Source organism: uncultured Cellulomonas sp. (assembly GCF_947494015.1).
In the GTDB taxonomy this organism is placed as follows: Bacteria; Actinomycetota; Actinomycetes; order Actinomycetales; family Cellulomonadaceae; genus Pengzhenrongella.
This window is the reverse complement of the sequence record NZ_CANLTL010000003.1, coordinates 43912-69052: the sequence shown is the minus strand read 5'-3', so window position 1 is coordinate 69052 and position 25141 is coordinate 43912. Positions and strand designations below refer to the sequence as shown.

Genomic DNA, 25141 nt, shown 5'->3' with positions numbered 1-25141 from the left:
CCGAGACGAGCAGGGGCGCGGTCATCGGTCGGCGAGGAACGTCAGCAGAAGCCGGCGTTGCAGCGCGAACATCTCCTTCTCCTCCTCGGGCTCCGCGTGGTCGTAGCCGAGCAGGTGCAGGATCCCGTGCGTCGTCAGCAGCAGGAGCTCCTCGGTGGTGGAGTGGCCGGCGTCGCGCGCCTGCCGCGCGGCGACCTCGGGGCACAGCACCACGTCACCGAGCAGTCCGGCCGGGGTCACCTCGCCGGGGGTCCCGGGCCGCAGCTCGTCCATCGGGAAGGACAGCACGTCGGTCGGGCCCGGCTCGTCCATCCACTGCACGTGGAGCTCGGTCATCACGTCGGTGCCGACGAGCATGATCGCGAGCTCGGTCTGGGGGTGCACGTGCATCGCGTCGAGCACGTGCCGGGCCAGCCCTGCGAACTCGGCCTCGTCGACGGCGTAACCGGACTCGTTGTTGACCTCGACGCTCACCGCTCACCCGTCCCGGATGCGGACCGGCCGTGCTCCCGGGAGCCCCGGCCCGGGCCGGCCCGGTGCTCGGGGCGCCCGCCGCCGCCGGGCGCGTCCCAGCGCGCGTACGCGTCGATGATCTCCCCCACCAGCCGGTGCCGGACGACGTCGCCCGAGCTGAGCCGGCAGAACGCGACGTCGTCGACGTCGCGCAGGATCTCCTCGACCACGCGCAGGCCCGACGTCGTGCCGCTGGGCAGGTCCACCTGCGTGACGTCGCCGGTGACCACCACGCGCGAGCCGAAGCCGAGACGGGTCAGGAACATCTTCATCTGCTCGGTCGAGGTGTTCTGCGCCTCGTCGAGGATGATGAAGGCGTCGTTCAGCGTGCGTCCGCGCATGTACGCCAGCGGCGCGACCTCGATGGTCCCCGCCTCCATGAGCCGGGGGATGGAGTCCGGGTCGACCATGTCGTGGAGCGCGTCGTACAGCGGGCGCAGGTAGGGGTCGATCTTCTCGGTGAGGCCCCCGGGCAGGAACCCGAGCCGCTCGCCGGCCTCGACGGCCGGCCGGGTCAGCACGATGCGGCTGACCTGCCGGGCCTGCAGCGCCTGCACGGCCTTGGCCATCGCAAGGTACGTCTTGCCGGTACCGGCCGGGCCGATGCCGAACGTGACCGTGTGCCGGTCGATCGCGTCGACGTACTCCTTCTGCCCCGCCGTCTTGGGCCGGATGGTGCGCCCGCGGTTGGACAGGATGTTGAACGTGAGCACGTCGGCTGGCCGCGCCGTGGTGGCGGCGGTCAGCATGACCACCGAGCGGCGCACGACGTCGGCCGTGAGCGGGGTGCCGCTCGCCGCGACGTCGACGAGCTCGTCGACCAGGCGGGCGAGCAGGGCGACGTCGCCCGCCGGTCCGGCCAGGCTGATCTCGTTGCCCCGGACGTGCACGTCGACGGAGGGGAACCCCTCCTCCATCGACCGCAGGACCTCGTCGCGCAGGCCCAGCAGGGCGACCATGGCGATCTCGGGCGGCACCGTGATGCGGTGCTCGACGCGTGCGCCCGACGGGTGGTCGCGACGCTCAGGTGTGCTCTCTGCCATGGGTGAGGCCGGCGGCCTGCGTTCTCCTCGGTCCGGTGGCGCCGTGGGTGCGCCGGAACGTCCATCGTACCGAGCGCGCCGCCGGGCGGCGCCTGCTGCCCTCAGGCGGGCGACCAGCCGAGCTGGGCGCCGCCCAGCACGTGTCCGTGCACGTGGAACACCGACTGCCCGGCGGACGGACCGGTGTTGAACACGAGCCGGAACTGGCCGCCGACCTCGGTCCCGGCCACCGTGTCGGCGAGCTCCACGAGCTCGGCCAGCAGCGCCGGGTCCGTGGCGGCGAGCTGCGTCACGTCGGCGTGGTGCTCGCGCGGGATCACCAGGACGTGCAGGGGCGCCTGCGGGTCGATGTCACGGAAGGCGAGCGCGCGCTCGGACCGTGCGACGACGTCGGCGGGCACCTCGCCGGTGACGATCCGGCAGAACAGGCAGTCGCTGGGCATGGCGCCAGGGTAGCCGGGGCGTGTCGGCCCGCGGCGAGGCCTACGCCAGGAGCCGGCGCACCGTCTGGTCGTCCTGCTCACCCGCGAAGTACTGGTCGAGCACAGCGGCGAGGGCGTCGTGGGCCATGTCGTCCACGGCCGCGTGGAGGAAGAGCGTCATCGACGAGCGCAGCTTCTGGGCGTCGACCGCGCCCAGCACCGCCACCGGATCGCTGTGCGGGAGCGCCGTCAACGCTTGGGCGCACTCCAGGAGCCGCGGGCCGAGGACCGGGTGAGCGAGGTAGTCGCGCGCCTCGTCCAGCCCCGAGACCGCGTAGTGCTGAGCGGTGACGCTGCGGCCGAGGCCGGTGACCTGCGGGAACACGAACCACATCCAGTGGCTGCGCTTGCGGCCCGCGCGCAGCTCCGTCAGCGCGGTCGCGTACGTGCCGCCCTGGTCCTGTGCGGTGACGAAACGACTGAGGTCCGACGGCATGCGCACCATGCTGCCCGGTCGTGGCGGACGGCGCCGTGGGCAGGCGCCGGCGTCGCCGCGAGGGGTGTGCAGGACGGCGCTGACCCCAGCCCTCGCCGGGCTGCGACCGCGCTGGCACCCTTTCCCGAGGCGCCGGTGGACGCCGCTCGGTGCGAGCGAGGTGTGGGCCCGGTCGAGCTCATCCGTGTCGTGCTCGCCTGCCTCCCCCGTGCCCGACTTTCGCACCACACGCTCTGGCGACCGGATGAATGACCGCAGGAGCGCATGCAGGTCAATGCGCCCCCAGTCGCTCACGACAACATTTCATCCACAGCCGCCAGGGCCGCAGCGGGGGATGTCAGTGGCTCCTCGTAGACTTTCCGTATCGCATTCAGCGAGGCATGGCCGGACCGGGCGGAAAGGGGCGGGCGATGAATGTCGACAATACCGTCCCGGCGCCGTCGGGGGACGCCGCGTCGGGCGACGCGTCGTGCTTTTCTCCCCAGGTGGGTGCGGCGTTGTCGGCGATGGAGGCTGCGGTCGACGTGCTGGCTGGTCTGGACGTGGCGGTGGTGGACGGGCGGGTGGCGGCGGTGGTGGCGCGCCGGTTGGCGGTGGTGGCCAGTCGGGCGGTGGTGGCCCGGGTGCGGCTGCTGCCGGTGATCGACACCGACGGGCTGTGGGCGCTCAGTGGTGCCCGGTCGTTCCCGGTGTGGGTGTCCCACGAGCACCAGGTGTCGGTGCAGACCGCCCGGGCGCAGGTGCGCCTGGGCCGGGCCCTGCGCGACCACCTGCCCGCCACCGCGGCGGCCGCCGCGACCGGGGCGATCACGGTCGAGCAGGCCCAGGTGCTGGCCACGTTGACGCCCACCACGGCGCAGCGCCGCCAGGTGCTGGCGGACCCGGCGCACGAGTGCAACGAGGCGTTCCTGGTCGACCAGGCGGCGCGGTTGTCGGTGGACGAGACGCGGGTGCTGGCCCGGCAGTGGGCCGCCTACGCCGACCCCGACGCCGACGACCGCGGCTACGTCGAGTCCGGCGACCGCGAACACCTCGAGCTCTCACGCATGGGCGACGGGTACCACCTGGAAGGGCAGCTCACCATCGAGCACGGCCAGACCCTCAAGGCCGCCCTCGCGGCGGTCACCCCGGTGCCGGCGGTCGACGACGACCGCACCCCCACCCAACGCCGCGCCCACGCCCTGGCCGACCTGGCCACGATCACCCTCGACCACGGCCTGATCGGGACCGGCCGGGCGGTGCGCCCGCGGGTCACGGTCCTGGTCGACGAGCCGACCTTCCGCGCCCGCGCCGAGGCCGCACTGGCACGACTCGCCCCCGCCCGCCCCGAGCAGGGCACGCGGCTCGAGCAGACGGCGAACCGCACGGGCGGTCCTGTTTCAATCGGCAGCACCCCGCCGGCGGTGACCGCGGCGATGCTGACCGGTCGCGCCGTGGCCGGTGGGCCGCAGTACGAAGACCGCACCCCCGTCCCCCGCGCGCTGCTGGACCGGATCGCGTGCGACAGCGAGATCAACCGCATCATCTTCGGACCCCACGCCGAGGTCCTCGATGTCGGACGCGCCGAACGCACCTTCACCCGACACCGACGCGCCGCGATCACCGCCCGCGACAAGCACTGCCAATACCCCACCTGCACCGCACCACCACCGGTGTGCGAAGCCCACCACGTCCAGCACTGGGCCCGCGACCACGGCGCCACCAAGGTCGACAACGGAATACTCCTGTGCACCTACCACCACGGCCTCATCCACCGCCGCGAAATACAGATCCACCGCCACGGAAAGCACTGGACATTCCACGACACCCACGGCACCCAGATCGACCCAGAACGGGTACGGCCACGGTCACCATCCGGCCGAGGCACCAGAAGCGCATGACTGCGAGAAGGCAAGAACGCAAGAACGCTTCCTCCGGCGTGGGCACCGATGGGGACAACCCGGTCGGCTCGCGGCGGGGCGATGCGCGAGGAATCCGCGGCGACCCGCACCTGGACGCGACGCCCCCGCGCGTCACAGACGCTGCACACAGCACAGTCCCGGCACAGGCACCCGCGGAAGCGTCAGGCCCAGCGCCCCAGCCGCTCCGCCAGCATCGCCAGCGCCACGGGTCCGGCTGTCGACGTCCGCAGCACGTGCGGCCCGAGCCGGACCGCGACAGCGCCCGCCTCCTCGAGCAGGGCCAGCTCGCGAGCGCTGATCCCGCCTTCGGGACCGACCACGACCAGCACGTCGCGGCCATCCGGACTCGGACCGGCGTGGGACTCGACGTCGGGCAGCGCGGCCGCGGCGAGCGCCGTGCGCGCCTCCTCGTGCAGCACGAGCGCCGCCCCACCGCTCGAGGTGACCGCGCCCACCCGCTGCACCAGCCCGCCGGTGTCCACCGCGGTGCCCACGTCCGGCACCCGGGCACGGCGCGACTGCTTGGTGGCGGCACGGACCGTGCCGACCCACCGGGCGCGGCTCTTCGCCGCGCGGTCGCCGCGCCACACCACCACCGACCGTTCGGCCTGCCACGGCAGCACTCCGTCGGCGCCGACCTCGGTAGCCGCCTCGATCGCGAGCTCGTCGCGGTCGCCCTTGGCAAGGGCCTGCACCAGGACGAGCCGCACCGGCGGCGCAGCCTCCTCGACGCGCTCGGCGACGTCGAGCTGGACGCCGTCGGCGGTCACCGACCGCACGGTCGCCCGCAGGCGCACCCCGGCGCCGTCGACGACGTCGACCCGCTCCCCCGGCGCCCGCCGCTGCACCACGCCCGCGTGCCGACCCTCGGCACCGCCGAGCAGGAACGTGCCCCCCGCCAGGACGCCGTCGAGGTCCCCGGCCTCCACGAGGAAGACCGGGGCGCTCACCGGCCGGCGAGCTTCTCGCGCAGCTTGGAGAACACACCCGGGTGCGCCGGGGACGTGCTCGCCGCCGGCATCTCCTCACCGCGCAGCTGCGCGAGTCGGTGCAGCAGCTCCTGCTGCTCGTCGTCGAGGGTCGTCGGCACCTGGACGTCGACGTGCACGTGCAGGTCACCGCGCCCACCGACGTGCAGGTGCCCGACCCCCAGGCTCTTCAGCGTGACGACCTGGGCCGGCTGGGTGCCCGGCCTCAGCTCGACGTCACGCACGCCGTCGAGCGTCTCGAGCGCGATGGTCGTGCCCAGTGCGGCAGCCGTCATCGGGATCTCGACGCTGCAGTGCAGGTCGTCACCCTGACGCACGAACCGCTCGTGCTCACGCTCGCGGATCTCGACGTAGACGTCACCCGCGGGGCCGCCGGCCGGTCCGACCTCGCCCTGGGCCGTCATCTTGATCCGGGTGCCGGTGTCCACCCCGGCGGGCACGTCGATGGTCAATGTCCGTCGCGAGCGGACCCGGCCCTCGCCGGAGCACTCCGGGCACGGGTCGGGGATGACGGTCCCGAACCCGTGGCAGGCCGGGCACGGCGAGGAGGTCATGACCTGGCCGAGGAAGGACCGCGCGACCCGCTGGACGACGCCGCGGCCGCCGCACACGTCGCAGGTGCGCGGCGAGGTACCCGGCCGGCAGCACGAGCCCGAGCAGGTCCCGCACACCACCGCGGTGTCGACCTGCATCTCACGGCGGGCGCCGAACGCCGCCTCGGAGAGATCCAGCTCCAGTCGCACCAGCGCGTCCTGGCCGCGGCGCGCGCGGGGTACCGGTCCGCGCTGGCCGCCGCCCTGCCCGGCGCCGAAGAAGGTCTCGAAGATGTCCTGGAAGCCGAAGCCGCCGCCCATGCCGCCGCCGGGGGCCGACGGGTCGCCGCCACGGTCGTAGGCCTGACGCTTCTCGGGGTTGGACAGCACCTCGTAGGCCCGCGAGACGTCCTTGAAGCGGTCCTCGGAGCCGTCGCCGGTGGCGACGTCGGGGTGCAGCTCACGGGCGAGCTTGCGGTACGCCTTCTTGATCTGCTCGGGGCTGGCGTCACGCGCCACGCCGAGGATCTCGTAGTAGTCGCTCACTGGTCACTCTCTGCGGGGGGACGGTGGCTCGGGACGTGATGGGGCCGGGTGGGCGGCCGGTCGAGCGGTCGCCGCGCCGGGTGGCCGCACGGGCGATCTGGCGGGCGACCTGACGCGCTGCCGGCCGGGCCGCGGGGCGAGCGGCGGGACGGGCCAGGCGGCCGGGCGGGACGGTGGCCGCTCACCCGGCCAGGACCCGGGACAGGTACCGGGCCACCGCTCGCACGGAGGCCATGGTGGCGGGGTAGTCCATGCGGGTCGGGCCGATCGACCCGATCCGGGCGACCGCATCACCGTCCCCGCCGTACCCCGTGGTCACGAAGCTCGTCTCGGTGAGCCCCTCGTGCTGGGTCTCGTGGCCGATCCGGACGGCGACGCTGGTCGAGTCCTCCGCCATCTCGGTCAGCAGGCGCAGCAGCACGACCTGCTCCTCGAGCGCCTCGAGGACGGGGCCGAGGCTCCGGGTGAAGTCGCTGCCGCCCCGGGCGAGGTTCGCGGTCCCGGCGAGCACGATCCGCTCCTCGCTCTCCTGCGCGAGCGTCTCCTCGACGATCTCGGTGACCGCGACGACGAGGGGACGCGCCTCGGGCTCGAACGCCTCGGGCAGGTGGGCGAGCAGCACGATCAGCTCGGCCAGCCGGTGACCGACGGCGAGCGCGTTGAGCCGTGCCCGCAGCTCACCGACGACCTGCTCGGTCGGAGCCGTCGCGAGCTCGAGCGTGCGCTGCTCCACCCGGCCGGTGTCGGTGATGATCACGACCAGCAGCCGGCGCTCCCCCACCTGCACGAGCTCCAGGTGCCGCATCGCCGATCGGCGCAGCGACGGGTACTGCACGACGGCGACCTGCTGCGTGAGCTGGGCCAGCACGCGCACCGAGCGGTCGACGACGTCGTCGAGGTCCACGGCCTCGTCGAGGAACGCCTGGATGGCACGCTTCTCCGGGCCGGACAGCGGCTTGACCGTCGACAGCCGGTCGACGAACAGCCGGTAGCCCTTGTCGGTGGGCACCCGGCCCGCCGACGTGTGCGGCTGGGCGATGTAGCCGCCCTCCTCGAGGGCCGCCATGTCGTTGCGGATGGTGGCGGGCGACACGCCCAGCGCATGGCGTTCGACGAGCATGCGAGAGCCGACGGGCTCGCGCGTCTGGACGTAGTCCTCGACGATCGCCCGCAGCACCTCGAGCCTGCGGTCCTCGCTCATCACACCTCCCGCCGATCCGGACCCACGCGACGTACCGGGGTAGCACTCGCTGATCGTGAGTGCCAATTCTACGTCGTCGCGCCGCAGGCGCCCACGCGCCGACGCCGTCCGACGCGCGGACGCCCGACGGACGGGCCGATGCCCGCCCGACGGGCGCCGGGGTGCGGGGTCGTCAGGCGACGGGGGTGATCGCCCCGCGCACCTGCGCGACGAGCTCGGGGCTCACCTCGGTCATGCCGTGGTCGTGGCGAGCGTGCGAGCCGACGGCAGCGAGGATCTCCTCGGTGCTGCCGCTGAACGTCATCGCGCAGCCGGGCACCAGGTCTCCGCAGCGGAACTTCTTCATCTCGGGGGTCCTCTCGTTCGCAGCACGCCGCGGACCGGGTGTGTCCACGGAGATCGGGTGCCGTCCGGGCGGACGGCCGGTGGGTCAGGTCGACGGCAGCCCGGCGGTCACGACGCCTTGCTCAGCACGTGGTCCACGAGGTCGCGGACCTCCACGAGCCCGAGCACGCCGCCGCGCACGTCCGTGCAGACCAGCGGCGCCGAGTGCCATCCCAGCGGCCGGGTCATCGCGCGGCGCAGCACGTCGGCCGGGACCGACGACGGCGCGACGAGCATCGCGGGCACGTCGTGGGAGCGCCCCGAGGGGTCGACCACCACCACCGACACCGCGCGACCGTGGGAGTCGACCAGCACCGACCCGGGCTCGCCGCCGTCCCGGTCGAGGTTGGGCGGGCGGACCGTGGCGGGGCGCACCAGGGCCAGCACGTTGTCGCCGAACTCGGTCCGCTCCTGGGTGTCGGCGACGAACCGCCGCGCGTCCTCGGCGAGCCCGGGCCACCCGTCGGCTGGTCGGCCCACCGCCCAGCCCTGGACCAGCGGGACGCCCATCCGGATCACCTCGGCGAGCTCACGCTCGGTCTCGACCCCCTCGGCGAGGATCCAGGCGTCGAGCTGGCCGGCGAGGTCACCGACGAGCTGCACGACCGCCTTCTTCATCGGGTCCTGGTCGATGCCGGCGACCAGCGCCCGGTCGAGCTTGATGAGGTCGGGGCGCACCTCGATCATCCGGGCGAGACCGGAGTGGCCCTGGCCGGCGTCGTCCATGGCGATCAGTCCGCCCACCTCGCGGACGGCGTCCAGCGCGCCGCACAGCACGACGCCGTCGCCGGCCGACACGTGCTCGGTGAGCTCGACCACGACGCCGTCGAGGCGGCCGTTGCCCAGCAGGGCGTCGCGGACGTCGTCCCGGGCCAGCAGGTGCGGCTCGACGTTGACGGTGCAGAACGTGCCGGCGGGCAGGTCCGTCCGCAGCCGGTGCAGGGCGTGCAGCACCTGGATGGTCAGCGGACCGTCGAGGTCCCGCGACCGCGCCTCCTCGAACCACACGTCGGGCGAGCGCGCGGGGGGTCCGTCGAAGCGGGCGAGCAGCTCGTAGCCACCGACCCGCGCCTGGGCGACGTCGATGATGGGCTGGGCGACCAGGCGCAGACCACGTCCGCCGAGCACGTTGCGCAGCGCCGTCTCCCACGTGGGGTCGGCGACGACAGCCGGCCGCAGGCCCGTGTCGTGCGTCATCGGTGCTCGCTCTCCTGTCGCGCCCGAGGGTCGGGTCTGTGAGCCGTATCGGTCAGCCGGGGCCGATCATGAGGACCGGCGGCCGTGGTGCGCCGGCGCACCCCGACGCAGGGCCGGGGGCTGGTCCCCGGCCCGGCCCCGCAGGGCCCCGCTCCGGCGACCGGCGTCACGACGGGTGGTGCCCGCGTGTCCTGGCCGGGCGTCCACGCGCGGGCTCCCTAGGCTCGCCCGGTGAGCCACGACCGCTACGGGACCGACGTCCTCGCCTCCGCATCCGCCGGTGCGCACCGCCCCCGACGCCCCGCCTCCACGCCCGTGGCGGCCGAGCCCGGGCTCGTGGTCGAGGAGGTCACCTCCGGCTGGGTCGGCGCCGTCGTGCGGGTCGAGAAGACCGGCGGCATGCACGTCGTCGTGCTCGAGGACCGCCGGGGGGCCACGCGCAGCTTCCCGCTGGGGCCCGGCTTCTGGGTCGACGGCGCGCCCGTGGTCCTCACCCCGCCCGCACCGCGCACGACGACGCCGGCCCGGCCCACCCGGACGGCGTCCGGCTCGGTCGCGGTGCACGGCACCCGGGCGCGGGTCGCGCGCGGCAGCCGGATCTGGGTCGAAGGTCGCCACGACGCCGAGCTCGTCGAGAAGGTGTGGGGCGATGACCTGCGGATCGAGGGCGTCGTCGTCGAGCCGCTGCACGGGGTGGACGACCTCGCCGGGGCGATCCGCGACTTCGCACCCGAACCCGGTCGCCGGCTGGGCGTGCTCGTGGACCACCTGGTCGCGGGGTCGAAGGAGAGCCGGATCGCGGCCGAGGCCGTGCGCGCCGCGCCGGCCGGGACGGTCACCGTGCTCGGCCACCCGTACGTCGACGTCTGGCAGGCGGTTCGACCCGAGCGGCTCGGGCTCGCGGCCTGGCCGACGATCGAGCGCGGGACCGAGTGGAAGCTGGGCATCCTGCGCGAGCTCGGCTGGCCCGCCGGCGACCAGGCCGACGTCGCCCGGGCCTGGCAGCGGATCCTCGGGTCCGTGCGCAGCTACGCCGACCTCGAGCCCTCGCTGCTGGGCCGGGTCGAGGAGCTGATCGACTTCGTCACCGGCTAGGACGGGGCGTGCCGGCGCGGCCGGACCTCAGGGTGCCTCAGCACGCCGATCAGGGTCGGATCAGGGTTGGCGCCCCTGCCGAGGACGGGCCCCACCTGGCTAGGGTCGAGACCACGGACAGGCGCACGACGACTTGGAGCTGATCGGTGTGAGCACCACCCCCGACCCGCAGGAGCCCACCCCGGGTGGCTACCCGCCGCCCCCTCCGCCGGCGACGACGCCGTCGTCCGGCCAGCAGCACGACGAGCACCAGCACGACGAGCACCAGCACGGCACCGACGCCGGCACCCCGCCCCGCGCCGAGCACGGCGCCGGCCCGGGCGGGTACCCGCCCCCGTCCGCCTACGGCGCCAGCACGCCGCTCTCGCCGGCGGACCAGCGCACCTGGGCGGTCGTGTCCCACCTCGGTGGGGTCTTCGTCTCGTTCATCGTGCCGCTGGTGATCTGGCTGGTGTTCAGGGGTCGCGGCGCCTACCTGGAGGACCAGGCGAAGGAGTCCCTGAACTTCCAGATCACCCTGTTCCTCGGGTACCTGATCGGCACCATCACGGTGATCATCCTGCTGGGCTTCTTCATCCTGCCGCTGGTGTGGCTGTTCGGCGTGGTGTTCTCGATCATCGCGGCCGTCGCCTCCAGCCGGGGCGAGCCGTACCGGTACCCGCTGACGCTGCGTCTGATCACCTGACGACCGCCGGCGGCGGCCGCCCCGGGACGACTCGTGGCGGCCGGCGCGGGCGTCAGTCGGTCAGCGTGCGCACGACGGCGTCGGCGAGCAGCCGGCCGCGCCGGGTGAGCAGCACCCGCGGCGGGGTCGAGGCGGCGCCCAGCGCCGCGGACCCGTCCACCAGGCCGTCCGCGACCAGGCCGGCGACGTCCCGCCGCGCCCGCGCCGACAGCTCCCCCAGCGGCAGTCCCTCGGCGAGCCGGACACCGAGCATGACCCGCTCCAGCCGGGCGGAGCCGGGCTCGAGCACCTCCCGGCCGGCGGCCGGCGACAGGCCCGCCTCGAGCCGGCCCGCGTAGGCGCGCGGGTGCTTGACGTTCCACCACCGCACGCCGCCGACGTGCGAGTGCGCACCCGGCCCGACGCCCCACCAGTCGTCCCCGCGCCAGTAGGCGAGGTTGTGCCGGCACGCGTGCTCGGGTGACCGCGCCCAGTTGCTCACCTCGTACCAGTGCAGGCCGGCCTCGGTGAGCATCGCGTCGGCGACCTCGTACTTGACCGCCTGGTCCTCGTCGGACGGCAGCGCGAGCTGGCCGCGCCGCACCTGGCCGGCCATCTTCGTGCCGGCCTCCACGACCAGCGCGTACGCCGACACGTGGTTGACGCCGGTGGCCAGCGCGGTCTGCAGGCTGGTCCGCCAGTCGTCGAGCGACTCCCCCGGCGTGCCGTAGATGAGGTCCAGCGACACGTCGAGGCCGGCGTCGCGGGCCCACCGGACGACGTCCGGGATCCGGCGCGGGTCGTGCGTGCGCTCGAGGGTGGCGAGCACGTGCGGGACGGCGGACTGCATGCCGAAGGACACCCGGGTGAACCCCGCGGCGGCCAGCTGGGCCAGCGACCCGGGCGTCACCGAGTCCGGGTTGGCCTCCGTCGTCACCTCGGCGCGGGGTGCGAGGCCCCAGGTGCCGCGGACGCCGTCGAGCAGGCGCGTCAGGTCGTCGGCGGGCAGCACGGTCGGGGTGCCGCCGCCCACGAAGACCGAGGACACCGGCCGCGGGGGCACACCCGCGCGCGTCAGCACCCGCCCCGCGAGCGCGATCTCCCGCAACGCGGTGTCGGCGTACGCCACCTGGCTGGCCCCGCCGCCGAGCTCGGCGGCGGTGTAGGTGTTGAAGTCGCAGTACCCGCAGCGCACCGTGCAGAACGGGACGTGCAGGTAGACGCCGAAGGCGCGCGCGTCGGCGCCGTCGAGCACGGACGGCGGCAGGGCGCCGTCGTCGGGCGCCTCGTCACCGAGGGGCAGAGCGGGAGCCATGCGCTACTTCTTCTTCGCGTCCTTGCCGCCGCCACCATCCGACGACAGCGCCGCGATGAAGGCCTCCTGCGGCACGTCGACCCGACCGATGGTCTTCATCCGCTTCTTGCCCTCCTTCTGCTTCTCCAGGAGCTTGCGCTTGCGCGTGATGTCGCCGCCGTAGCACTTGGCCAGCACGTCCTTGCGGATCGCGCGGATGGTCTCGCGGGCGATCACGCGCGCGCCGACGGCGGCCTGGATGGGCACCTCGAACTGCTGGCGCGGGATGAGGTCCTTGAGCTTGCCGGCCATCATCACGCCGTAGGCGTAGGCCTTCTCCTTGTGCACGATCGAGCTGAAGGCGTCGACCTGCTCGCCCTGCAGCAGGATGTCGACCTTGACGAGGTCGGCCGCCTGCTCGCCGGTCGGCTCGTAGTCCAGGGACGCATAGCCGCGCGTCCTGGACTTGAGCTGGTCGAAGAAGTCGAACACGATCTCGGCCAGCGGGAGCGTGTACCGCATCTCCACGCGGTCCTCGGAGAGGTAGTCCATGCCGAGCAGGTCGCCGCGCCGGGTCTGGCACAGCTCCATGACGGCGCCGATGAACTCCGACGGGCACAGGATGGTCGCGCGGACGACGGGCTCGCGCACCTCCATGATCTTGCCGCCGGGGAACTCGCTCGGGTTGGTCACCGTGACCACCGAGCGGTCCTCGAGGGTCACCTCGTAGACGACGTTCGGCGCGGTCGAGATTAGGTCGAGGTCGAACTCCCGCTCGAGGCGCTCGCGGACGATCTCCAGGTGCAGCAGCCCGAGGAACCCGACCCGGAAGCCGAAGCCGAGGGCGACCGACGTCTCCGGCTCGTAGTTCAGGGCGGCGTCGTTGAGCTTCAGCTTGTCGAGGGCGTCCCGCAGCACGGGGTAGTCCGACCCGTCGATCGGGTACAGGCCGGAGAACACCATGGGGCGCGGGTCGTGGTAGCCGCCGAGCGACTCCGCCGCGGGCTTGGAGGCGTTGGTGACGGTGTCGCCGACCTTGGACTGGCGCACGTCCTTCACGCCGGTGATGAGATAGCCGACCTCCCCCACGCCCAGGCCCTGGGTGGGGTTGGGCTCGGGCGAGATGACGCCGATCTCGAGCAGCTCGTGGGTCGCCTTGGTCGACATCATGACGATCCGCTCGCGGGGCGAGAGGTTGCCGTCCTTGACCCGCACGTAGGTGACGACGCCGCGGTAGGTGTCGTAGACCGAGTCGAAGATCATCGCCCGGGCCGGCGCGTCCGGGTCCCCGGTGGGCGCGGGCAGCGTGGCGACGATCTTGTCGAGCAGCTCGACGACGCCGGCGCCGGTCTTCCCGGACACCCGCAGGCAGTCCTCCGGCTCGCCACCGATCAGCTTGGCGAGCTCCTCGGCGTACTTCTCCGGCTGCGCAGCCGGCAGGTCGATCTTGTTCAGCACCGGGATGATCGTCAGGTCGTTCTCCATCGCCAGGTAGAGGTTGGCGAGGGTCTGGGCCTCGATGCCCTGGGCGGCGTCGACCAGCAGGACAGCGCCCTCGCACGCGGCCAGCGACCGGGACACCTCGTAGGTGAAGTCGACGTGCCCGGGGGTGTCGATCATGTTCAGCGCGTACGGCGTGCCGTCCAGCTCCCACGGCATGCGCACCGCCTGCGACTTGATGGTGATGCCGCGCTCGCGCTCGATGTCCATCCGGTCCAGGTACTGCGCGCGCATCTGGCGCGCATCGACCACACCGGTGAGCTGCAGCATGCGGTCGGCGAGCGTCGACTTGCCGTGGTCGATGTGCGCGATGATGCAGAAGTTGCGCAGGAGCTCGGGCGGGGTCGCCGCGGGCAGGATGCGCTGGCTGAGCGCTGCACTGGGGATCGGGGACACGCTGGCGTCGGCTCCAGGTCGGTGAGGCGGTCGGCCTCGGCGAGCGGCGCAGAGGCTGCCGGCGAGGACTCGGGTCCCCATCGTCCCACGTCACCCCGCTCCGCTCGACGCCCTGCGCGACGTCTGCCCGACGTCTGCCCGACGCCGGCGCCTGCCCGACGCCGGCTTCCCGTCGGCTCAACTCCGGGCGCGCTGCGCCGATAGAGGGACTGCGGGCGGTTTCACCCGCCCCATCCCTGAAAGAGGTCGCCGCACATGTCGTCGGGCACGCAGATCGTCCGGCTCACCGGGGCCGCCCTGGACGCACTCCAGGAGGGCGTCGTCCTGAGCGACCCCCAGGGCACCGTGGTGGACGTCAACGCGGCGGCCAGCCGGATCCTCGGCCTGCCGCGCGAGGACCTGCTCGGGCGGCCCGTCGCCGTCGTCGGCGGTGACCCGGTCGACGTCAGCGGGAGTCCGCTGCCCGAGCGCGACCACCCCGCGCACCGGGCCGCCCGCACCGGCCGCACGAGCGCCGCCGTCCTGGGGCTGCGACGCACCGCGGGACGGCAGGTCTGGCTGCACGTGAGCGCGAGCCCGTTCGCGCCCGAGGTGCCCGCACCCCGCGGCACGCCGAAGCCGGTGCTGACCACGTTCGTCGACATCACCGCGCAGATGCTGCAGCGCCAGGCGCTGCAGAGCAGCGAGGACCAGTTCCGGCGCACGTTCCAGGACGCCCCGATCGGCATGTCGATCACCGGGCTGGACGGCCGCTTCCACCAGGTCAACACCGCACTGACCACCATCCTGGGCCGCACCGAGGACGAGCTGCTCGCCACCACGACGGCTGCGCTCGTGCTGCCCGAGGACCGCGACGCCGACGCCGAGCAGCGACGCGCGCTGGACGCCGGCGAGATCGACTCCTACCAGGTCCAGGCGCGGTTCCTGCGCGGCACGGGTGAGCCGGTGTGGACCCGGCTGACCGTGTCCCTCGTCCGCGGACGCGACGGGGTGCCGCTGCACTACGTCGGGCAGATGGAGGACGTGTCAGAGGTCCGGCGCGCGCACGACCTGCTCGAGCGGCGCGCGCTCTACGACCACCTCACCGGCCTGGCCAACCGCAGCCTCCTGCTGGACCGGCTCACGCACGCCCTCGGCGTCGCGGCCCGGACGGACAAGCTCGTGGCCGTCGTGTTCATGGACCTGGACCACTTCAAGCGCATCAACGACTCGCTCGGTCACGATGCGGGCGACCGTCTGCTGCAGGAGGTGGCCGCCCGGATGCAGTCCTCCGTCCGGCCGTCGGACACCGTGGCGCGCCTGGGCGGTGACGAGTTCGTCCTGGTCATGGAGGGCGTGGGCTCGGTGGACGACGCCGGCCAGGCGCTCCAGCGGGTGCTGGACACGGTCCAGCAGCCCGTCACGATCGGCGACCACGAGGTGGTGCCCGGCGTCAGCGCCGGCCTGACCGTCAGCGACGGCGCCCGGACCGCGGACCAGGTGCTCGGCGACGCCGACACCGCGCTGTACGTCGCCAAGGACCGTGGCCGGTCGCGCTGGGAGGTGTACGACGAGGCGTACCGCACCCAGGCGCTGCACCGGCTGCAGGTCGAGCAGGACCTGCGGGCGTCCATCGCGCGTGGCGAGCTGGAGCTGCACTACCAGCCGATCGTCGACCTGCGCAGCGGCCGCGTGGTCGCGCTGGAGTCACTGGTCCGGTGGCGGCACCCCCGGCGCGGGCTGCTGCTCCCCGAGGAGTTCATCGACGTCTGCGAGCAGTCCCACCTCATGCCGTCGCTCGGGGCCTGGGTGCTGCAGGAGGCGTGCGGCTTCCTGGCCCGCCACCCGGACCTGGAGGGCCAGGTCTTCGTCAACGTCTCGCCCCGGCAGATCGGCCGCGCCGACCTGTCGCGGGTCGTCCGCGACGCGCTGACCGCTCACCACGTCGAGCCCCACCGGCTGGGCCTCGAGATCACCGAGAGCGGCGTGCTCCAGGCTGCCGGTTCGGCCCGGCTGGATCTGGAGCGACTGGCCTCGATGGGCGTGACACTCGTGCTGGACGACTTCGGCACCGGGTACTCCGCGCTGTCCTCGGTCCTGTCGGCGCCCGTCGACGGCCTCAAGCTCGACCGCTCCTTCACCGCCCGGCTCGGCGACGGCGGCGCGGCCGACCGGATCAGCGCCGCGATCGCCGCGCTGGCGGAGTCGTTGCGCCGGTACGGCGTCGTGGAGGGCGTCGAGACCACCCAGCAGCGCGAGCTCGCGCTCGCGCACGGCTGGACGCACGGCCAGGGCTGGCTGTTCGGGCACCCGGTGCCCGAGGCGGAGCTGGGGCGCATGCTGGCATCCGCGGCGGGCGGCAGCCCGGCACGGTGACCGACGGCGTGGCGGTGCGGGACGGGCTGGCGGTGATCGACGGCGTGGCGGTGCCGGTCCGCCGTGGCCCAGGCCACCTGGAACCGCCCACTCCGGACTGGTAGCATCGATCTTCGCGTGCCCGCCCAGGTCGGCGGCACCCTTCCAGCTCCTCTCCGCGGGTGCCCCACGCCCCAGTCCCGGATCTGGTCAAGCCCTCTACGACCTGTTCAGATCGCTTCGGCGAACACACAAGAGAGTCCACACGTGGCGAACATCAAGTCCCAGATCAAGCGCATCGCGACCAACGAGAAGGCGCGCCTGCGCAACAAGGCCGTCAAGTCGGAGATCCGCACGCACGTGCGCCGCGTCCGCGAGGCTGTCGCCGGTGGCGACAAGGCCGCGGCGACGGTGGCGCTGCAGACCGCGTCGAAGAAGCTCGACAAGGCCGTGTCCAAGGGCGTCATCCACCAGAACCAGGCGGCCAACAAGAAGTCGGCGCTGGCGAAGTCGGTCAACGCGCTCTGAGTCGCATCGCCTGACGCGCCGCCGCACCGCGGCGTCGGCACGACAGCGAGGGCGTCACCCGGGAGATCGGGTGGGCGCCCTCGTTCGCGTTCCCGGGCACGCACCGTCCGCGTCGCCGGAACAGGACGGTCAGGCGACCCGACGGTCGACGACCACCACGACGGACGACGACGGCCGCAGGCGCGGTGAGCGCCTGCGGCCGTCGTCGTCGTCCGTGGGGCCGCGGCCCGGTCGGTGTCGGTCCGTCAGTCGGAGCCGACGGCCCCGATGATGTTCAGCACCGTGGACGGCACGGCGTGGCGGAAGCCGGCCTCCGACAGCGCCCGGTCGAAGGCGGCCGCGGCGCGAGCGGTGTCCCCGCGGGTGAGGAACCGGTCCCCCAGCTCACGCCAGGCCGCCGCCGACTGCCGACTGGCCGACATCATGCCCAGCATGTCGGCCGCCCAGCCGTACGCCGACGCGGCGTCCTGCTCGCGGTGGCTCGCGTGCAGCGCGTCCCCGAGGGCGAGGTGCGCCACCGCCGTCTCCAGCCGGGGCGAGCCCCCCAAGCGGTCGACCGCGGCGCGGGCCCAGCGCTCGGACTCCTCGACGTCGCCCAGCATCAGGTGCGCGCGTGAGCGCTCCACCTCGACCCGGGCGAGGTCGACCTCGGAGCCCACCGCCGTGAGCTGCTCGCCCGCGCGGTCCAGCTGCCGCAGGGCCTCGGCGGGCTCCGGCGGGTCGGAGCGCAGCAGCAGCCAGCCGTAGTAGAGACGCAGGCGCGGGATGTCGCGGCCACCGGAGCTCTCCCCGAGCAGGGCGAGCGCACGCGTGGTGAAGGTGTGAGCGAGCGCGAAGTCACGCCGCTCCTCCGCGACCAGCGCGGCGTTCCAGTAGACGCTGCCGCGCCCCCGCGGGGTGCCGTGCGCGTCCGCCTGGGCGACGAGCTCAGCGACCCGGTGCGTCGCGTAGAGCATGTCGCCCCGCTCGACGTACGCCCACAGCACGGTCGAGGCCAGTCGCAGGTGCTCGTCCGTCCCGGTCAGCCCGGCCGCCTCCAGCTCGCCGGCGACCAGCTCGCCGACGTCGATGCTGCGGTGCAGGTCGCCCGCCTCGAGGTAGGACGCGACGAGCTCGTTCGCCACCGCGGCGACGTCGAGGTGCTGGCCCCGCTTGCGCAGACGCGCCAGCAGCGGTTCGAGCACGGCGACGGACGCCTCGAGGTCACCGAGCGCCTCGTACGCACGCGCGAGCGTGAGCAGGATCTCGGTGTGGTGCGCCGGGGCGATCACGTCGAGGTCGAGCGCCCGCAGCCGGTCACGCGCCTGCGCCGCGTCGCCGTCGATCAGTGCGAGCTTGGCGTAGTCGACCTCGAGCCGGGCCCGCGCCTCGCTGGGTGCGGTGTCGCCGTGGCGCAGGAAGTCCGCGGTGGTGTCCAGCCTCGCCGCGAGCACCTCGAGCGCGGCGTCGGTCGGCACGCGCCGCCCTGCCTCGATCAGCGAGATGTAGCTCGGCGAGAAGGAGTCACCCGCGAGGGCCGTCTGGGAGAGGCCGGCGGCCAGCCGGAGCTCACGGACCCGGTCACTTACATCGGTCATGAGGTGTCACCTTAGGTGTGACGTGGGATCTCCGGTACCGGTTGGACCGACGATGTTCACATGGTTCACCCGTGTGCGCGGGTCGCGCGCCCCCTGTCGCGCGACCCACGCCCGGGTGGTCATCAGGCGATCTGCCGGCAGCAGCCCGGAGCGCCACCATTGGTCGTCGCTCCGTCGCCCAGGCCGCCGGTGCCGAAGCCGAATCCGGCCAGCACCAGACCGGCGGACAGCACGAGGGCTACGGCGGAGCTGGCGAAGCGCTTCATGGGTTCTCCTGTTAGCAATCGATAACTGTGCGTCACAAAGATGATGACACATCGGGCGGGCGCCCTGGCGCCGGAGCGGGGTGCTCGAGCAGCGCTGCCGCACCATCTACGGTCACGGTTCCCCCAGACGGAGGACTCTCGGGCGATTTTCACCCGCTCGGGCGCCGCCCGGGTGGCGCATCGCCGCGGCCGCCCGACCCGTTCACCCGTTCGTCAGAGGCGCGGTCGAGTATGGTCATGGCCATCATGACTGCCGACCTCGCCGCCATCGCCGTCGCCGTGGACTCCGCCGTCTCGCCCGCCGCCCGAGCGGAGTGGGAGGCGTCCCGACGCCGCCACACCCCGCGCCTCGCGCGCCGACGCGTGTTCCGGGTGTCCGGACGCGAGTACGGCGTCGTGCTGGGGCCTGCCGGGGTACCGCGGCAGTGCGCAGCCGACCCCGCCCGCGATCGGTCCGACCTGCTCGCCGGCGGCGACGGGCAGCGCGCCGACCACGGCGCCGACGCGCGCAGGGCGGCGGACGACCTGCGGTCCGCCTTCCGGGACCTCGACGCCGCGGTCGGCACCCGGTCCGTGTTCGTGCGCGTGACCCGGGCGTTCCTGGCGGGCGACCTGCCGCTGCCGCGCCGTCCGCGGCAGATCGTCGTGGAGTCCGACGGGACCGCGGAGTGCGACGGCGTGGTGCGGGACGGGCTGCTGCGGCTCAAGTCGCTCGGCTGCCGGATCTCGCTCGGCGACTTCACCGGCCGGGCCGACCAGCGGCGCCTGCTCCCGCTGGCCGACTTCGTCAAGATCGACGCCCGCGACCTGGACCTCGAGGGGCGTCCCCTGCTCGAGCTTGCGGCGTCGCGCGGGGCCCGTCTGATCGCGGACTTCGTCGACTCCTCCGCCGTGCTGCAGCAGTGCCGGTCCGCGGGCTTCGGTCTGGTCCAGGGTGCGGCTCTGGAGCGCCTCACGACCGCGCCCGGGTTCGCCCGGACGGCTCTGCCGAGGGGCTGACCGGCTCAGCCTCCGGCCGCCGAGGCGACGCGCAGCACGGCGCGCTCGACGGCGAACACCGGGTCGCGGCCCGCGCCCTTGACCTCCGCGTCGGCCTGCGCGACCGCGGTGATCGCGGCCGCCAGCCCCTCCGGCGTCCAGCGTGCGAGGTCCTTGCGTGCCCGGTCGACCTGCCACGGCGCCAGTCCCAGGTCGCGCACGGCGCCCGCCCCCCTGCCGCGGGTCGCCGCCACCTTGGCCAGCACGCGCAGCTTGGCCGCGAGCGCGGCGACCAGCGGCACCGGGTCCGCACCGGTCGCCAGCGCGTGGCGCAGCAACGCCACTGCCTGCCCCGTGTCGCCGGCGATCGCGGCGTCGGCGACCCGGAAGCCGGTGGCCTCGATCCGGCCGCCGTAGTAGCGCGCCACCACGTCGGCGCCGATCGGTCCGGTCGTGTCGGCCGCGAGCTGCGCGCAGGCCGCGGCGAGCTCGCGCAGGTCCGCGCCGACCGCCTCCACGAGCGCCCGCACCCCGGCCGCGTCGGCGCGCCGGCCGGCCCGGCGCAGCTCCGCGGACGCGAAGGCGACCTTGTCCGCGTCCTTCTTGATCGGGTCGCACGCCACCACCGGCGCGCGGGTGGCGCGGACCGCGTCCAGCAGCTTCTTGCCGCGCTGGCCGCCGCCGTGCTGCAGCACGAGGACGACGTCGTCGGCGGGGGCGTCGAGGTAGGCGGTCGCCTCCTTCAGGAGCTCCTCCGTACCCTGCTCGAGCCCCTCGACGACGACCACGCGCGCCTCCCCGAACAGGGACGGGCTGGTCACCACGCCCAGCGTGCCGGCCGTGTACCCGGCGCCCTCGACCCGGGTCACCTCGACCGCCGGATCCGCCTCGCGCACGGCAGCCACCACGGTGGCGACCGCACGTTCGGCGAGCAGCCGTTCGCCGCCGGTGACGAGGACCACCGGGGCGGGGGCGGCCTCGTGCCACTCCAGCGGCGGCCGGGAGCTGCTGCCGCGTCCGACACCCGACGACCCGGACGACGAGCGGGCCGAGCGGCCCGCGGAGGCGGACGGGGAGGAGGCGCGTCGGGGAGCGGGCGGCACCCCGACAGCCTGCCACGCCGGACCGACACGGCCGCGGACCGCGCACCGGCACGGGGGCCCGGTGCCGGGGCGGCCGGTTCCCCGGCGGCCGGCGGCGCCTCCCTCAGCCCACCCGCCGGGAGCGATGTCGCAGGGCGAGGGTGACGAGGAGCGTCACGCCGGCCAGACCCAGCGGACCCACCGGCCCGGCCGGCCACGGGAGCACCGCGGCGGGAAGCCCCGCGGCGGTGCGCGCCACGGTCGCGACCCACCAGGCGGCGAGGCCGGCGCCCCGGGCGCACGCGACGCCGCCCGCCTCCCACCAGGGCGCGACGACCGCCGCCAGCACCCCGAGGACGGTCGCGGGGACCAGAGCGGGCGCCGCGGCGATGTTGGCGAGCACGGCATAGGTCGGCAGCCCGTCGGACAGCACGACGACGACCGGACCACAGGCCCACTGGGCCGCCAGCGGCACGGCGACGAGCCGGGCGATCCGGTCGGGCAGCGGTGGCGCCATCGCGGTCGTCAACGGGCTGCTGCCGAGCACGATCCCCGCGGTCGCCACGACCGACAGGGTGAAGCCGATGCTCGTCGCGAGCCACGGGTCGACGACGAGGAGGACGAGCACGCAGGTCGCCAGGCCGGGCACGGCCCGCGACGGTCGCCCCAGGACGAGCGCGCACACGCCGACCCCACCCATGACTGCAGCACGCAGCACGCTGGGCTGCGGGTGCACCAGGAGGACGAACCCCACCATGGCGGCCGCCACCACGCCGGCCCGGGCCGGGCGCGCGAGCCCGGCGAGCGCGGTCACCGCCAGGACGACGGCGCCGACGATGGCGAAGTGCGCGCCGGAGACCGCGGTGACGTGGGTCAACCCCGCGACCCGCATCGCGCGGTCGAGGTCGTCGGGGATCCGCGACGTGTCGCCGATGGCTGCTCCGGGGACGAGCCCGCGCTGGTCGGCGGGCAGACCGTCGGACACCCGGAGCAGGGCGGTCCGCACGGCGGCGACGCGCAGATCCACGGGGCCCGCCGGCGCCGATGTCGTCGGCGGACCGCGGACCACCAGCAGCGCGACCGCGTCGTCGCCCGGGCCCGTGGGTTCCAGGGTGCCCAGGGCGCTGACCCGTGAGCCGTAGCCCACCGCGGCCCACTGCGGGCCCGCCAGGAGCAGGACGGGTGCCGCTGCCGGACCCGAGCGACCGTCACCGGAGACGTGCTCGACCATGAGGTCCACGCGCAGCCGTGCCCCGTCGTCGCCCCACGGCGTCGTGCTGCGCAGCGGGACGGGTTCGGAGCCGACCGTTCCCACGACCCGCACCTGTGCCCCCTGCGCCACCAGGTCGGCGAACAGGCCGGAGTCCCGGACGGTCCGCTGGCTCGCCGTGGACCCGAGCGCCGCCGCGCAGACGACCAGCAGCAGGACGACGTGCCCCACGACCTCACCGTGGGCGCGCGCCGGTCGGACCGCGCCCGTCGCCGACGCGCCGGTCGCCGACGCGCCGGCCGCCGACGTGCGTGCCACCGCCGCGCCGGCGGCCACGACAGCGCCGGCCACGAGACCGCTCGCCACGAGGGCGCCGGCGGCGACGGCGCCCGCCACGGCCGGTGGCAGCCGGACGCCGACGAGGCAGGCCGCCCAGCACACCAGGGCGGCCGGGACCAGCCGGACGTCCGTCAGAGGTCGCACGCCCGACGCACCCGGGCCCTACACCCGGACCAGCGGGCGCAGCCGCTCCATGAGCGCGTCCCCGATGCCGGACACCTCGCCGAGCTCCTCGACGCCACGGAACGGACCGTTCTCGGCGCGCCAGTCGACGATGCGCTGGGCGAGCACCGGGCCGATGCCCGGGAGGGCGTCGAGAGCCGCCAGGTCCGCGGCGTTGAGATCGACGGGCGCACCGGCTGCCGCGGCGCCGGACGGACCGGCCGCGGTCGCGCCGGCCGAGGGGGCCGGGGGTACCTCGCCGGGTGCCGGCACGACGACCTGCTCGCCGTCCTGCAGCACGCGGGCGAGGTTCACCGTGGACAGGTCCGCCGCGGGACCGGCGCCGCCGGCAGCCGCGAGCGCGTCACCCACGCGCGACCCCGCGGGCAGCTCGACCACGCCCGGCGCGGCCACCTGCCCCACGACGTGCACGACGACGACCGCTCCCCCCGGCAGGCTTGCGCCGGGCAGCGTCCCGGCGGGCCCAGTGCCGGGCGCCACCGTGCCGCCGGGCACGCTCGCGGCCGGCGCCGCCCCGCCGGGCACAGTCCCGCCGGGCACAGTCCCGCCGGGCACAGTCCCGCCGGGCACAGTCCCGCCGGGCACAGTCCCGCCGGGGGGCACGGCCCCCTCGCCAGCTACCGGGGCGACGGCCGTGCTGATCGCGGTCGGCGGCTCGGGGGTGAGCGACACGGCCCGCACGACGACGCCGGTGGCGAGCACGACGACCGCTGCCCCCGCCACGACGGCGTGGCGCAGCGTGAGCCCCCACCGCACGCGCCCACGGCCGCCGGCGGGGCGACCGTGCTCGAGCGGGTGCCCGTAGCTGTCGGCGTACCCGGCGGCGGCCGAGCCGAGGGCCTCGGCGCGCATGCGGGTCACGACGTCGCGGGCGTCCCCGCCGCCGGCGGAGACGGGCTGGGCTGGGTCGTCGGGCGGCCGGCCGTCGGGTGGTGGATCGGCGGGCGGCGGGTGGTGGGGCGAGGGGTCGCCGGGAGGTGGGTCGTCGGGCGAGGGGTCGTCGAGCCGCGGGCCACCGGGCCAGGGGTCGGCGGCGGACAGGCTCGCGTCAGGTGCGCCGTGCAGCCCGGCGCTCGCTGCGGTGGGCACCCACGCGTGCGGTGGTGGCGCCGCCCGGGCCGTGTCGTCGTGCTTGGTCGCCACGGCGGTCGCCGGCGACCGCTCGACGTGCCGCTGGCGAGCGGGCGTGGCGTCGATCCCGCGGTGCCGGGCACGACGGCGGTCGGCGCCCGACGGGTCGTCCGGTGACCCGCCGGGCAGCCAGCCGAGGGGATCGGTCGCGGCCGAGCGGGACGGCGCGGGAGGCGCGGGAGGCGCGGGAGGCGCGGGAGCGGCGCCCGGCCGCCGGCCGGCGACCGCGTGCAGCCGACTGCGGGTGATCTCACGCAGGGCATCGTCGTGCCGGGTCATGGCGGCACCGTAGGTCGGTGGTCGCCCTCCGCTCCGGGCGAGGCGTGGTGGTCTGGGGACGGCCACCCGGGTCACCGCGCTGGGGTCGGCTCAGCCCTCGGCGACGACCACGCCGAGGACCCCCGGCCCCGCGTGGGCGCCCAGGACGGCGCTGACCTCGACCACCAGGACCTCCGTGCCGTCGCCGAGCCGGTCGCGGATCTCCGCGGCGAGCACCTCGGCGACGTCGTGCTGGCCGAGGTGGTGCACGGCCACGCGCGCCCGCTCGCGCGTCGCTGCGGTCGCGGCCACGTCCACCAGGCGCGCCCGGGCCGCCCGTCGGGTCCGGGCCGTACCCGCGACCTCGACCCGGCCGCCGTCCACGGTGAGCAGCGGCCGGGTGCCGAGCAGGGTGCCGACGGCCTCCGCGGCGGCCCCGATCCGGCCGCCGCGACGCAGGTGCTCGAGGGAGTCGACGGCGAAGAGCGCCGAGGCCGACGCCGCGACCTCGCTCGCGCGCGCGACGACGTGGGCCGCAGCGACGTCGGGTGCAACGACGTCGGCCCCAGCGGCGTCGGGCACTGCGACGTCGGGTGCAATGACACCGGGCACAGGGACGTCCGCCGACGCGCCCTCGCCCGGCACCGGCACCCCCGACTGCGCCCGGGCCGCGCGAGCCGCCGCGAGCGCCGCGAAGCCCAGACCCATGGCCACCGATCGGGAGTCGACGACGTGCACGGGCACGGCGGCCTGCGCGGCCGCCAGCCCGGCGCCCCGGACGGTGCCGGAGAGGTCACCGGACAGGTGCAGCGACACGATCGCGTCCGCGCCGCGCCCGGCCGCACGCGCGTACGCCGCCGCGAACGCGGCCGGGGCCGGCTGCGACGTCGTGACGCGGGTGCCGTCCTGGAGCGCGCGCACGAGCCGCGTGGGATCGAGGTCCACGCCCTCGCGGTACCGCACGTCGCCGACGGCGACCTCGAGCGGCACCACCTCGATCCCCCACCGCTCGGCCTCCGCGGGTGGAAGGGACGCCGTGGAGTCGGTGACGACCACGATGTGCGCCGGTCGCCCCGACGAC

23 protein-coding genes are annotated in these 25141 nt (G+C 74.7%); 6 read left to right on the top strand and 17 right to left on the bottom strand.

The window, feature by feature from the left end:
• Positions 1–21: 21 nt before the first annotated feature.
• The 4 genes from ybeY to Q0840_RS03990 form a co-directional block, all read right to left on the bottom strand.
• Positions 22–474 (bottom strand): rRNA maturation RNase YbeY, encoded by a 453-nt coding sequence (gene ybeY, locus Q0840_RS04005; RefSeq protein WP_298456708.1) that lies wholly within the window; start codon positions 472–474, stop codon positions 22–24.
• A complete protein-coding gene (locus Q0840_RS04000) occupies positions 471–1556 on the bottom strand; it encodes a PhoH family protein (RefSeq protein WP_298456705.1) in 1086 nt (361 codons plus the stop codon). The genes ybeY and Q0840_RS04000 overlap by 4 nt, the downstream gene beginning before the upstream one ends.
• Before the next feature lie 101 nt (positions 1557–1657).
• On the bottom strand, positions 1658–1999 hold the full coding sequence (locus tag Q0840_RS03995; protein WP_298456704.1) for an HIT domain-containing protein: 342 nt from the start codon (positions 1997–1999) through the stop codon (positions 1658–1660).
• A gap of 40 nt (positions 2000–2039) precedes the next feature.
• Positions 2040–2474: a DUF1810 domain-containing protein gene (locus Q0840_RS03990; protein WP_298456702.1), complete on the bottom strand. Its 435-nt coding sequence runs from the start codon at positions 2472–2474 to the stop codon at positions 2040–2042.
• Positions 2475–2884: 410 nt separating this feature from the next.
• On the opposite strand from Q0840_RS03990, the gene Q0840_RS03985 reads away from it, so the two are divergent.
• On the top strand, positions 2885–4354 hold the full coding sequence (locus Q0840_RS03985) for an HNH endonuclease signature motif containing protein (RefSeq protein WP_298456700.1): 1470 nt from the start codon (positions 2885–2887) through the stop codon (positions 4352–4354).
• A gap of 182 nt (positions 4355–4536) precedes the next feature.
• Here Q0840_RS03985 and Q0840_RS03980 read toward each other — a convergent pair whose 3' ends face one another.
• From Q0840_RS03980 to Q0840_RS03960, 5 genes are all read right to left on the bottom strand, one after another.
• A complete protein-coding gene (locus Q0840_RS03980) occupies positions 4537–5325 on the bottom strand; it encodes a 16S rRNA (uracil(1498)-N(3))-methyltransferase (RefSeq protein WP_298456698.1) in 789 nt (262 codons plus the stop codon).
• Complete coding sequence (gene dnaJ / locus Q0840_RS03975) at positions 5322–6443, bottom strand: molecular chaperone DnaJ (protein WP_298456696.1); 1122 nt, start codon at positions 6441–6443, stop codon at positions 5322–5324. The genes Q0840_RS03980 and dnaJ overlap by 4 nt, the downstream gene beginning before the upstream one ends.
• Before the next feature lie 181 nt (positions 6444–6624).
• A complete protein-coding gene (hrcA, locus tag Q0840_RS03970; RefSeq protein WP_298456694.1) occupies positions 6625–7644 on the bottom strand; it encodes a heat-inducible transcriptional repressor HrcA in 1020 nt (339 codons plus the stop codon).
• A 172-nt stretch (positions 7645–7816) separates the two neighbouring features.
• Entirely contained in the window at positions 7817–7990 is a 174-nt protein-coding gene (locus Q0840_RS03965; RefSeq protein ID WP_298456692.1) for a DUF1059 domain-containing protein, read from the bottom strand.
• A 107-nt stretch (positions 7991–8097) separates the two neighbouring features.
• Positions 8098–9225 (bottom strand): EAL domain-containing protein, encoded by a 1128-nt coding sequence (locus tag Q0840_RS03960; RefSeq protein WP_298456690.1) that lies wholly within the window; start codon positions 9223–9225, stop codon positions 8098–8100.
• Positions 9226–9456: 231 nt separating this feature from the next.
• Between Q0840_RS03960 and Q0840_RS03955 the strand changes: the two genes are divergently transcribed.
• Entirely contained in the window at positions 9457–10320 is an 864-nt protein-coding gene (locus tag Q0840_RS03955; RefSeq protein WP_298456688.1) for a DUF3097 domain-containing protein, read from the top strand.
• 148 nt (positions 10321–10468) lie between these two features.
• Positions 10469–11005 carry a DUF4870 domain-containing protein gene (locus tag Q0840_RS03950; protein WP_298456686.1) on the top strand — a complete coding sequence of 179 codons (537 nt, stop codon included), beginning with the start codon at positions 10469–10471 and terminating at the stop codon, positions 11003–11005.
• A 52-nt stretch (positions 11006–11057) separates the two neighbouring features.
• Here the strand turns inward: Q0840_RS03950 and hemW are convergent, their stop codons facing one another.
• Together hemW and lepA are read right to left on the bottom strand one after the other, a co-directional pair.
• Positions 11058–12299, bottom strand: a complete 1242-nt coding sequence (gene hemW, locus Q0840_RS03945) for a radical SAM family heme chaperone HemW (protein ID WP_298456684.1) — start codon at positions 12297–12299, stop codon at positions 11058–11060.
• Positions 12300–12302: 3 nt separating this feature from the next.
• Complete coding sequence (lepA, locus tag Q0840_RS03940) at positions 12303–14174, bottom strand: translation elongation factor 4 (protein ID WP_298456682.1); 1872 nt, start codon at positions 14172–14174, stop codon at positions 12303–12305.
• Positions 14175–14429: 255 nt separating this feature from the next.
• Between lepA and Q0840_RS03935 the strand changes: the two genes are divergently transcribed.
• Together Q0840_RS03935 and rpsT are read left to right on the top strand one after the other, a co-directional pair.
• A complete protein-coding gene (locus tag Q0840_RS03935) occupies positions 14430–16529 on the top strand; it encodes a bifunctional diguanylate cyclase/phosphodiesterase (RefSeq protein ID WP_298456681.1) in 2100 nt (699 codons plus the stop codon).
• A gap of 246 nt (positions 16530–16775) precedes the next feature.
• A complete protein-coding gene (rpsT, locus tag Q0840_RS03930; RefSeq protein ID WP_298456679.1) occupies positions 16776–17036 on the top strand; it encodes a 30S ribosomal protein S20 in 261 nt (86 codons plus the stop codon).
• A 245-nt stretch (positions 17037–17281) separates the two neighbouring features.
• On the opposite strand, the gene Q0840_RS03925 is transcribed toward rpsT, so the two are convergent.
• On the bottom strand, positions 17282–18613 hold the full coding sequence (locus Q0840_RS03925) for a helix-turn-helix domain-containing protein (protein WP_298456677.1): 1332 nt from the start codon (positions 18611–18613) through the stop codon (positions 17282–17284).
• A gap of 122 nt (positions 18614–18735) precedes the next feature.
• On the bottom strand, positions 18736–18879 hold the full coding sequence (locus Q0840_RS03920) for a hypothetical protein (RefSeq protein WP_298456675.1): 144 nt from the start codon (positions 18877–18879) through the stop codon (positions 18736–18738).
• Positions 18880–19116: 237 nt separating this feature from the next.
• On the opposite strand from Q0840_RS03920, the gene Q0840_RS03915 reads away from it, so the two are divergent.
• The gene (locus tag Q0840_RS03915; RefSeq protein WP_298456673.1) at positions 19117–19878 is read left to right on the top strand and encodes an EAL domain-containing protein; all 762 of its coding nucleotides are present in this window, start codon (positions 19117–19119) and stop codon (positions 19876–19878) included.
• Positions 19879–19883: 5 nt separating this feature from the next.
• On the opposite strand, the gene holA is transcribed toward Q0840_RS03915, so the two are convergent.
• The 4 genes from holA to Q0840_RS03895 all read right to left on the bottom strand — a co-directional run bounded on the left by holA (position 19884) and on the right by Q0840_RS03895 (position 25116).
• Positions 19884–20849 (bottom strand): DNA polymerase III subunit delta, encoded by a 966-nt coding sequence (gene holA, locus Q0840_RS03910; protein WP_298457210.1) that lies wholly within the window; start codon positions 20847–20849, stop codon positions 19884–19886.
• A gap of 214 nt (positions 20850–21063) precedes the next feature.
• Entirely contained in the window at positions 21064–22632 is a 1569-nt protein-coding gene (locus Q0840_RS03905) for a ComEC/Rec2 family competence protein (protein WP_298456672.1), read from the bottom strand.
• Between the two features lie 18 nt (positions 22633–22650).
• A complete protein-coding gene (locus Q0840_RS03900; protein WP_298456670.1) occupies positions 22651–24081 on the bottom strand; it encodes a helix-hairpin-helix domain-containing protein in 1431 nt (476 codons plus the stop codon).
• Positions 24082–24171: 90 nt separating this feature from the next.
• Entirely contained in the window at positions 24172–25116 is a 945-nt protein-coding gene (locus Q0840_RS03895) for a DegV family protein (RefSeq protein ID WP_298456668.1), read from the bottom strand.
• Between the last annotated feature and the right edge of the window lie 25 nt (positions 25117–25141).

Bases quoted from the DNA above. Each gene is read 5' to 3' on its own strand.
- Q0840_RS04000 (WP_298456705.1), bottom strand. From the start codon at position 1,556: ATGGCAGAGAGCACACCTGAGCGTCGCGACCACCCGTCGGGCGCACGC.
- Q0840_RS03995 (WP_298456704.1), bottom strand. From the start codon at position 1,999: ATGCCCAGCGACTGCCTGTTCTGCCGGATCGTCACCGGCGAGGTGCCC.
- Q0840_RS03990 (WP_298456702.1), bottom strand. From the start codon at position 2,474: ATGCCGTCGGACCTCAGTCGTTTCGTCACCGCACAGGACCAGGGCGGC.
- Q0840_RS03985 (WP_298456700.1), top strand. From the start codon at position 2,885: ATGAATGTCGACAATACCGTCCCGGCGCCGTCGGGGGACGCCGCGTCG.
- hrcA (WP_298456694.1), bottom strand. From the start codon at position 7,644: ATGAGCGAGGACCGCAGGCTCGAGGTGCTGCGGGCGATCGTCGAGGAC.
- Q0840_RS03965 (WP_298456692.1), bottom strand. From the start codon at position 7,990: ATGAAGAAGTTCCGCTGCGGAGACCTGGTGCCCGGCTGCGCGATGACG.
- Q0840_RS03960 (WP_298456690.1), bottom strand. From the start codon at position 9,225: ATGACGCACGACACGGGCCTGCGGCCGGCTGTCGTCGCCGACCCCACG.
- hemW (WP_298456684.1), bottom strand. From the start codon at position 12,299: ATGGCTCCCGCTCTGCCCCTCGGTGACGAGGCGCCCGACGACGGCGCC.
- Q0840_RS03935 (WP_298456681.1), top strand. From the start codon at position 14,430: ATGTCGTCGGGCACGCAGATCGTCCGGCTCACCGGGGCCGCCCTGGAC.
- Q0840_RS03925 (WP_298456677.1), bottom strand. From the start codon at position 18,613: ATGACCGATGTAAGTGACCGGGTCCGTGAGCTCCGGCTGGCCGCCGGC.
- Q0840_RS03920 (WP_298456675.1), bottom strand. From the start codon at position 18,879: ATGAAGCGCTTCGCCAGCTCCGCCGTAGCCCTCGTGCTGTCCGCCGGT.
- Q0840_RS03915 (WP_298456673.1), top strand. From the start codon at position 19,117: ATGGCCATCATGACTGCCGACCTCGCCGCCATCGCCGTCGCCGTGGAC.
- Q0840_RS03900 (WP_298456670.1), bottom strand. From the start codon at position 24,081: ATGACCCGGCACGACGATGCCCTGCGTGAGATCACCCGCAGTCGGCTG.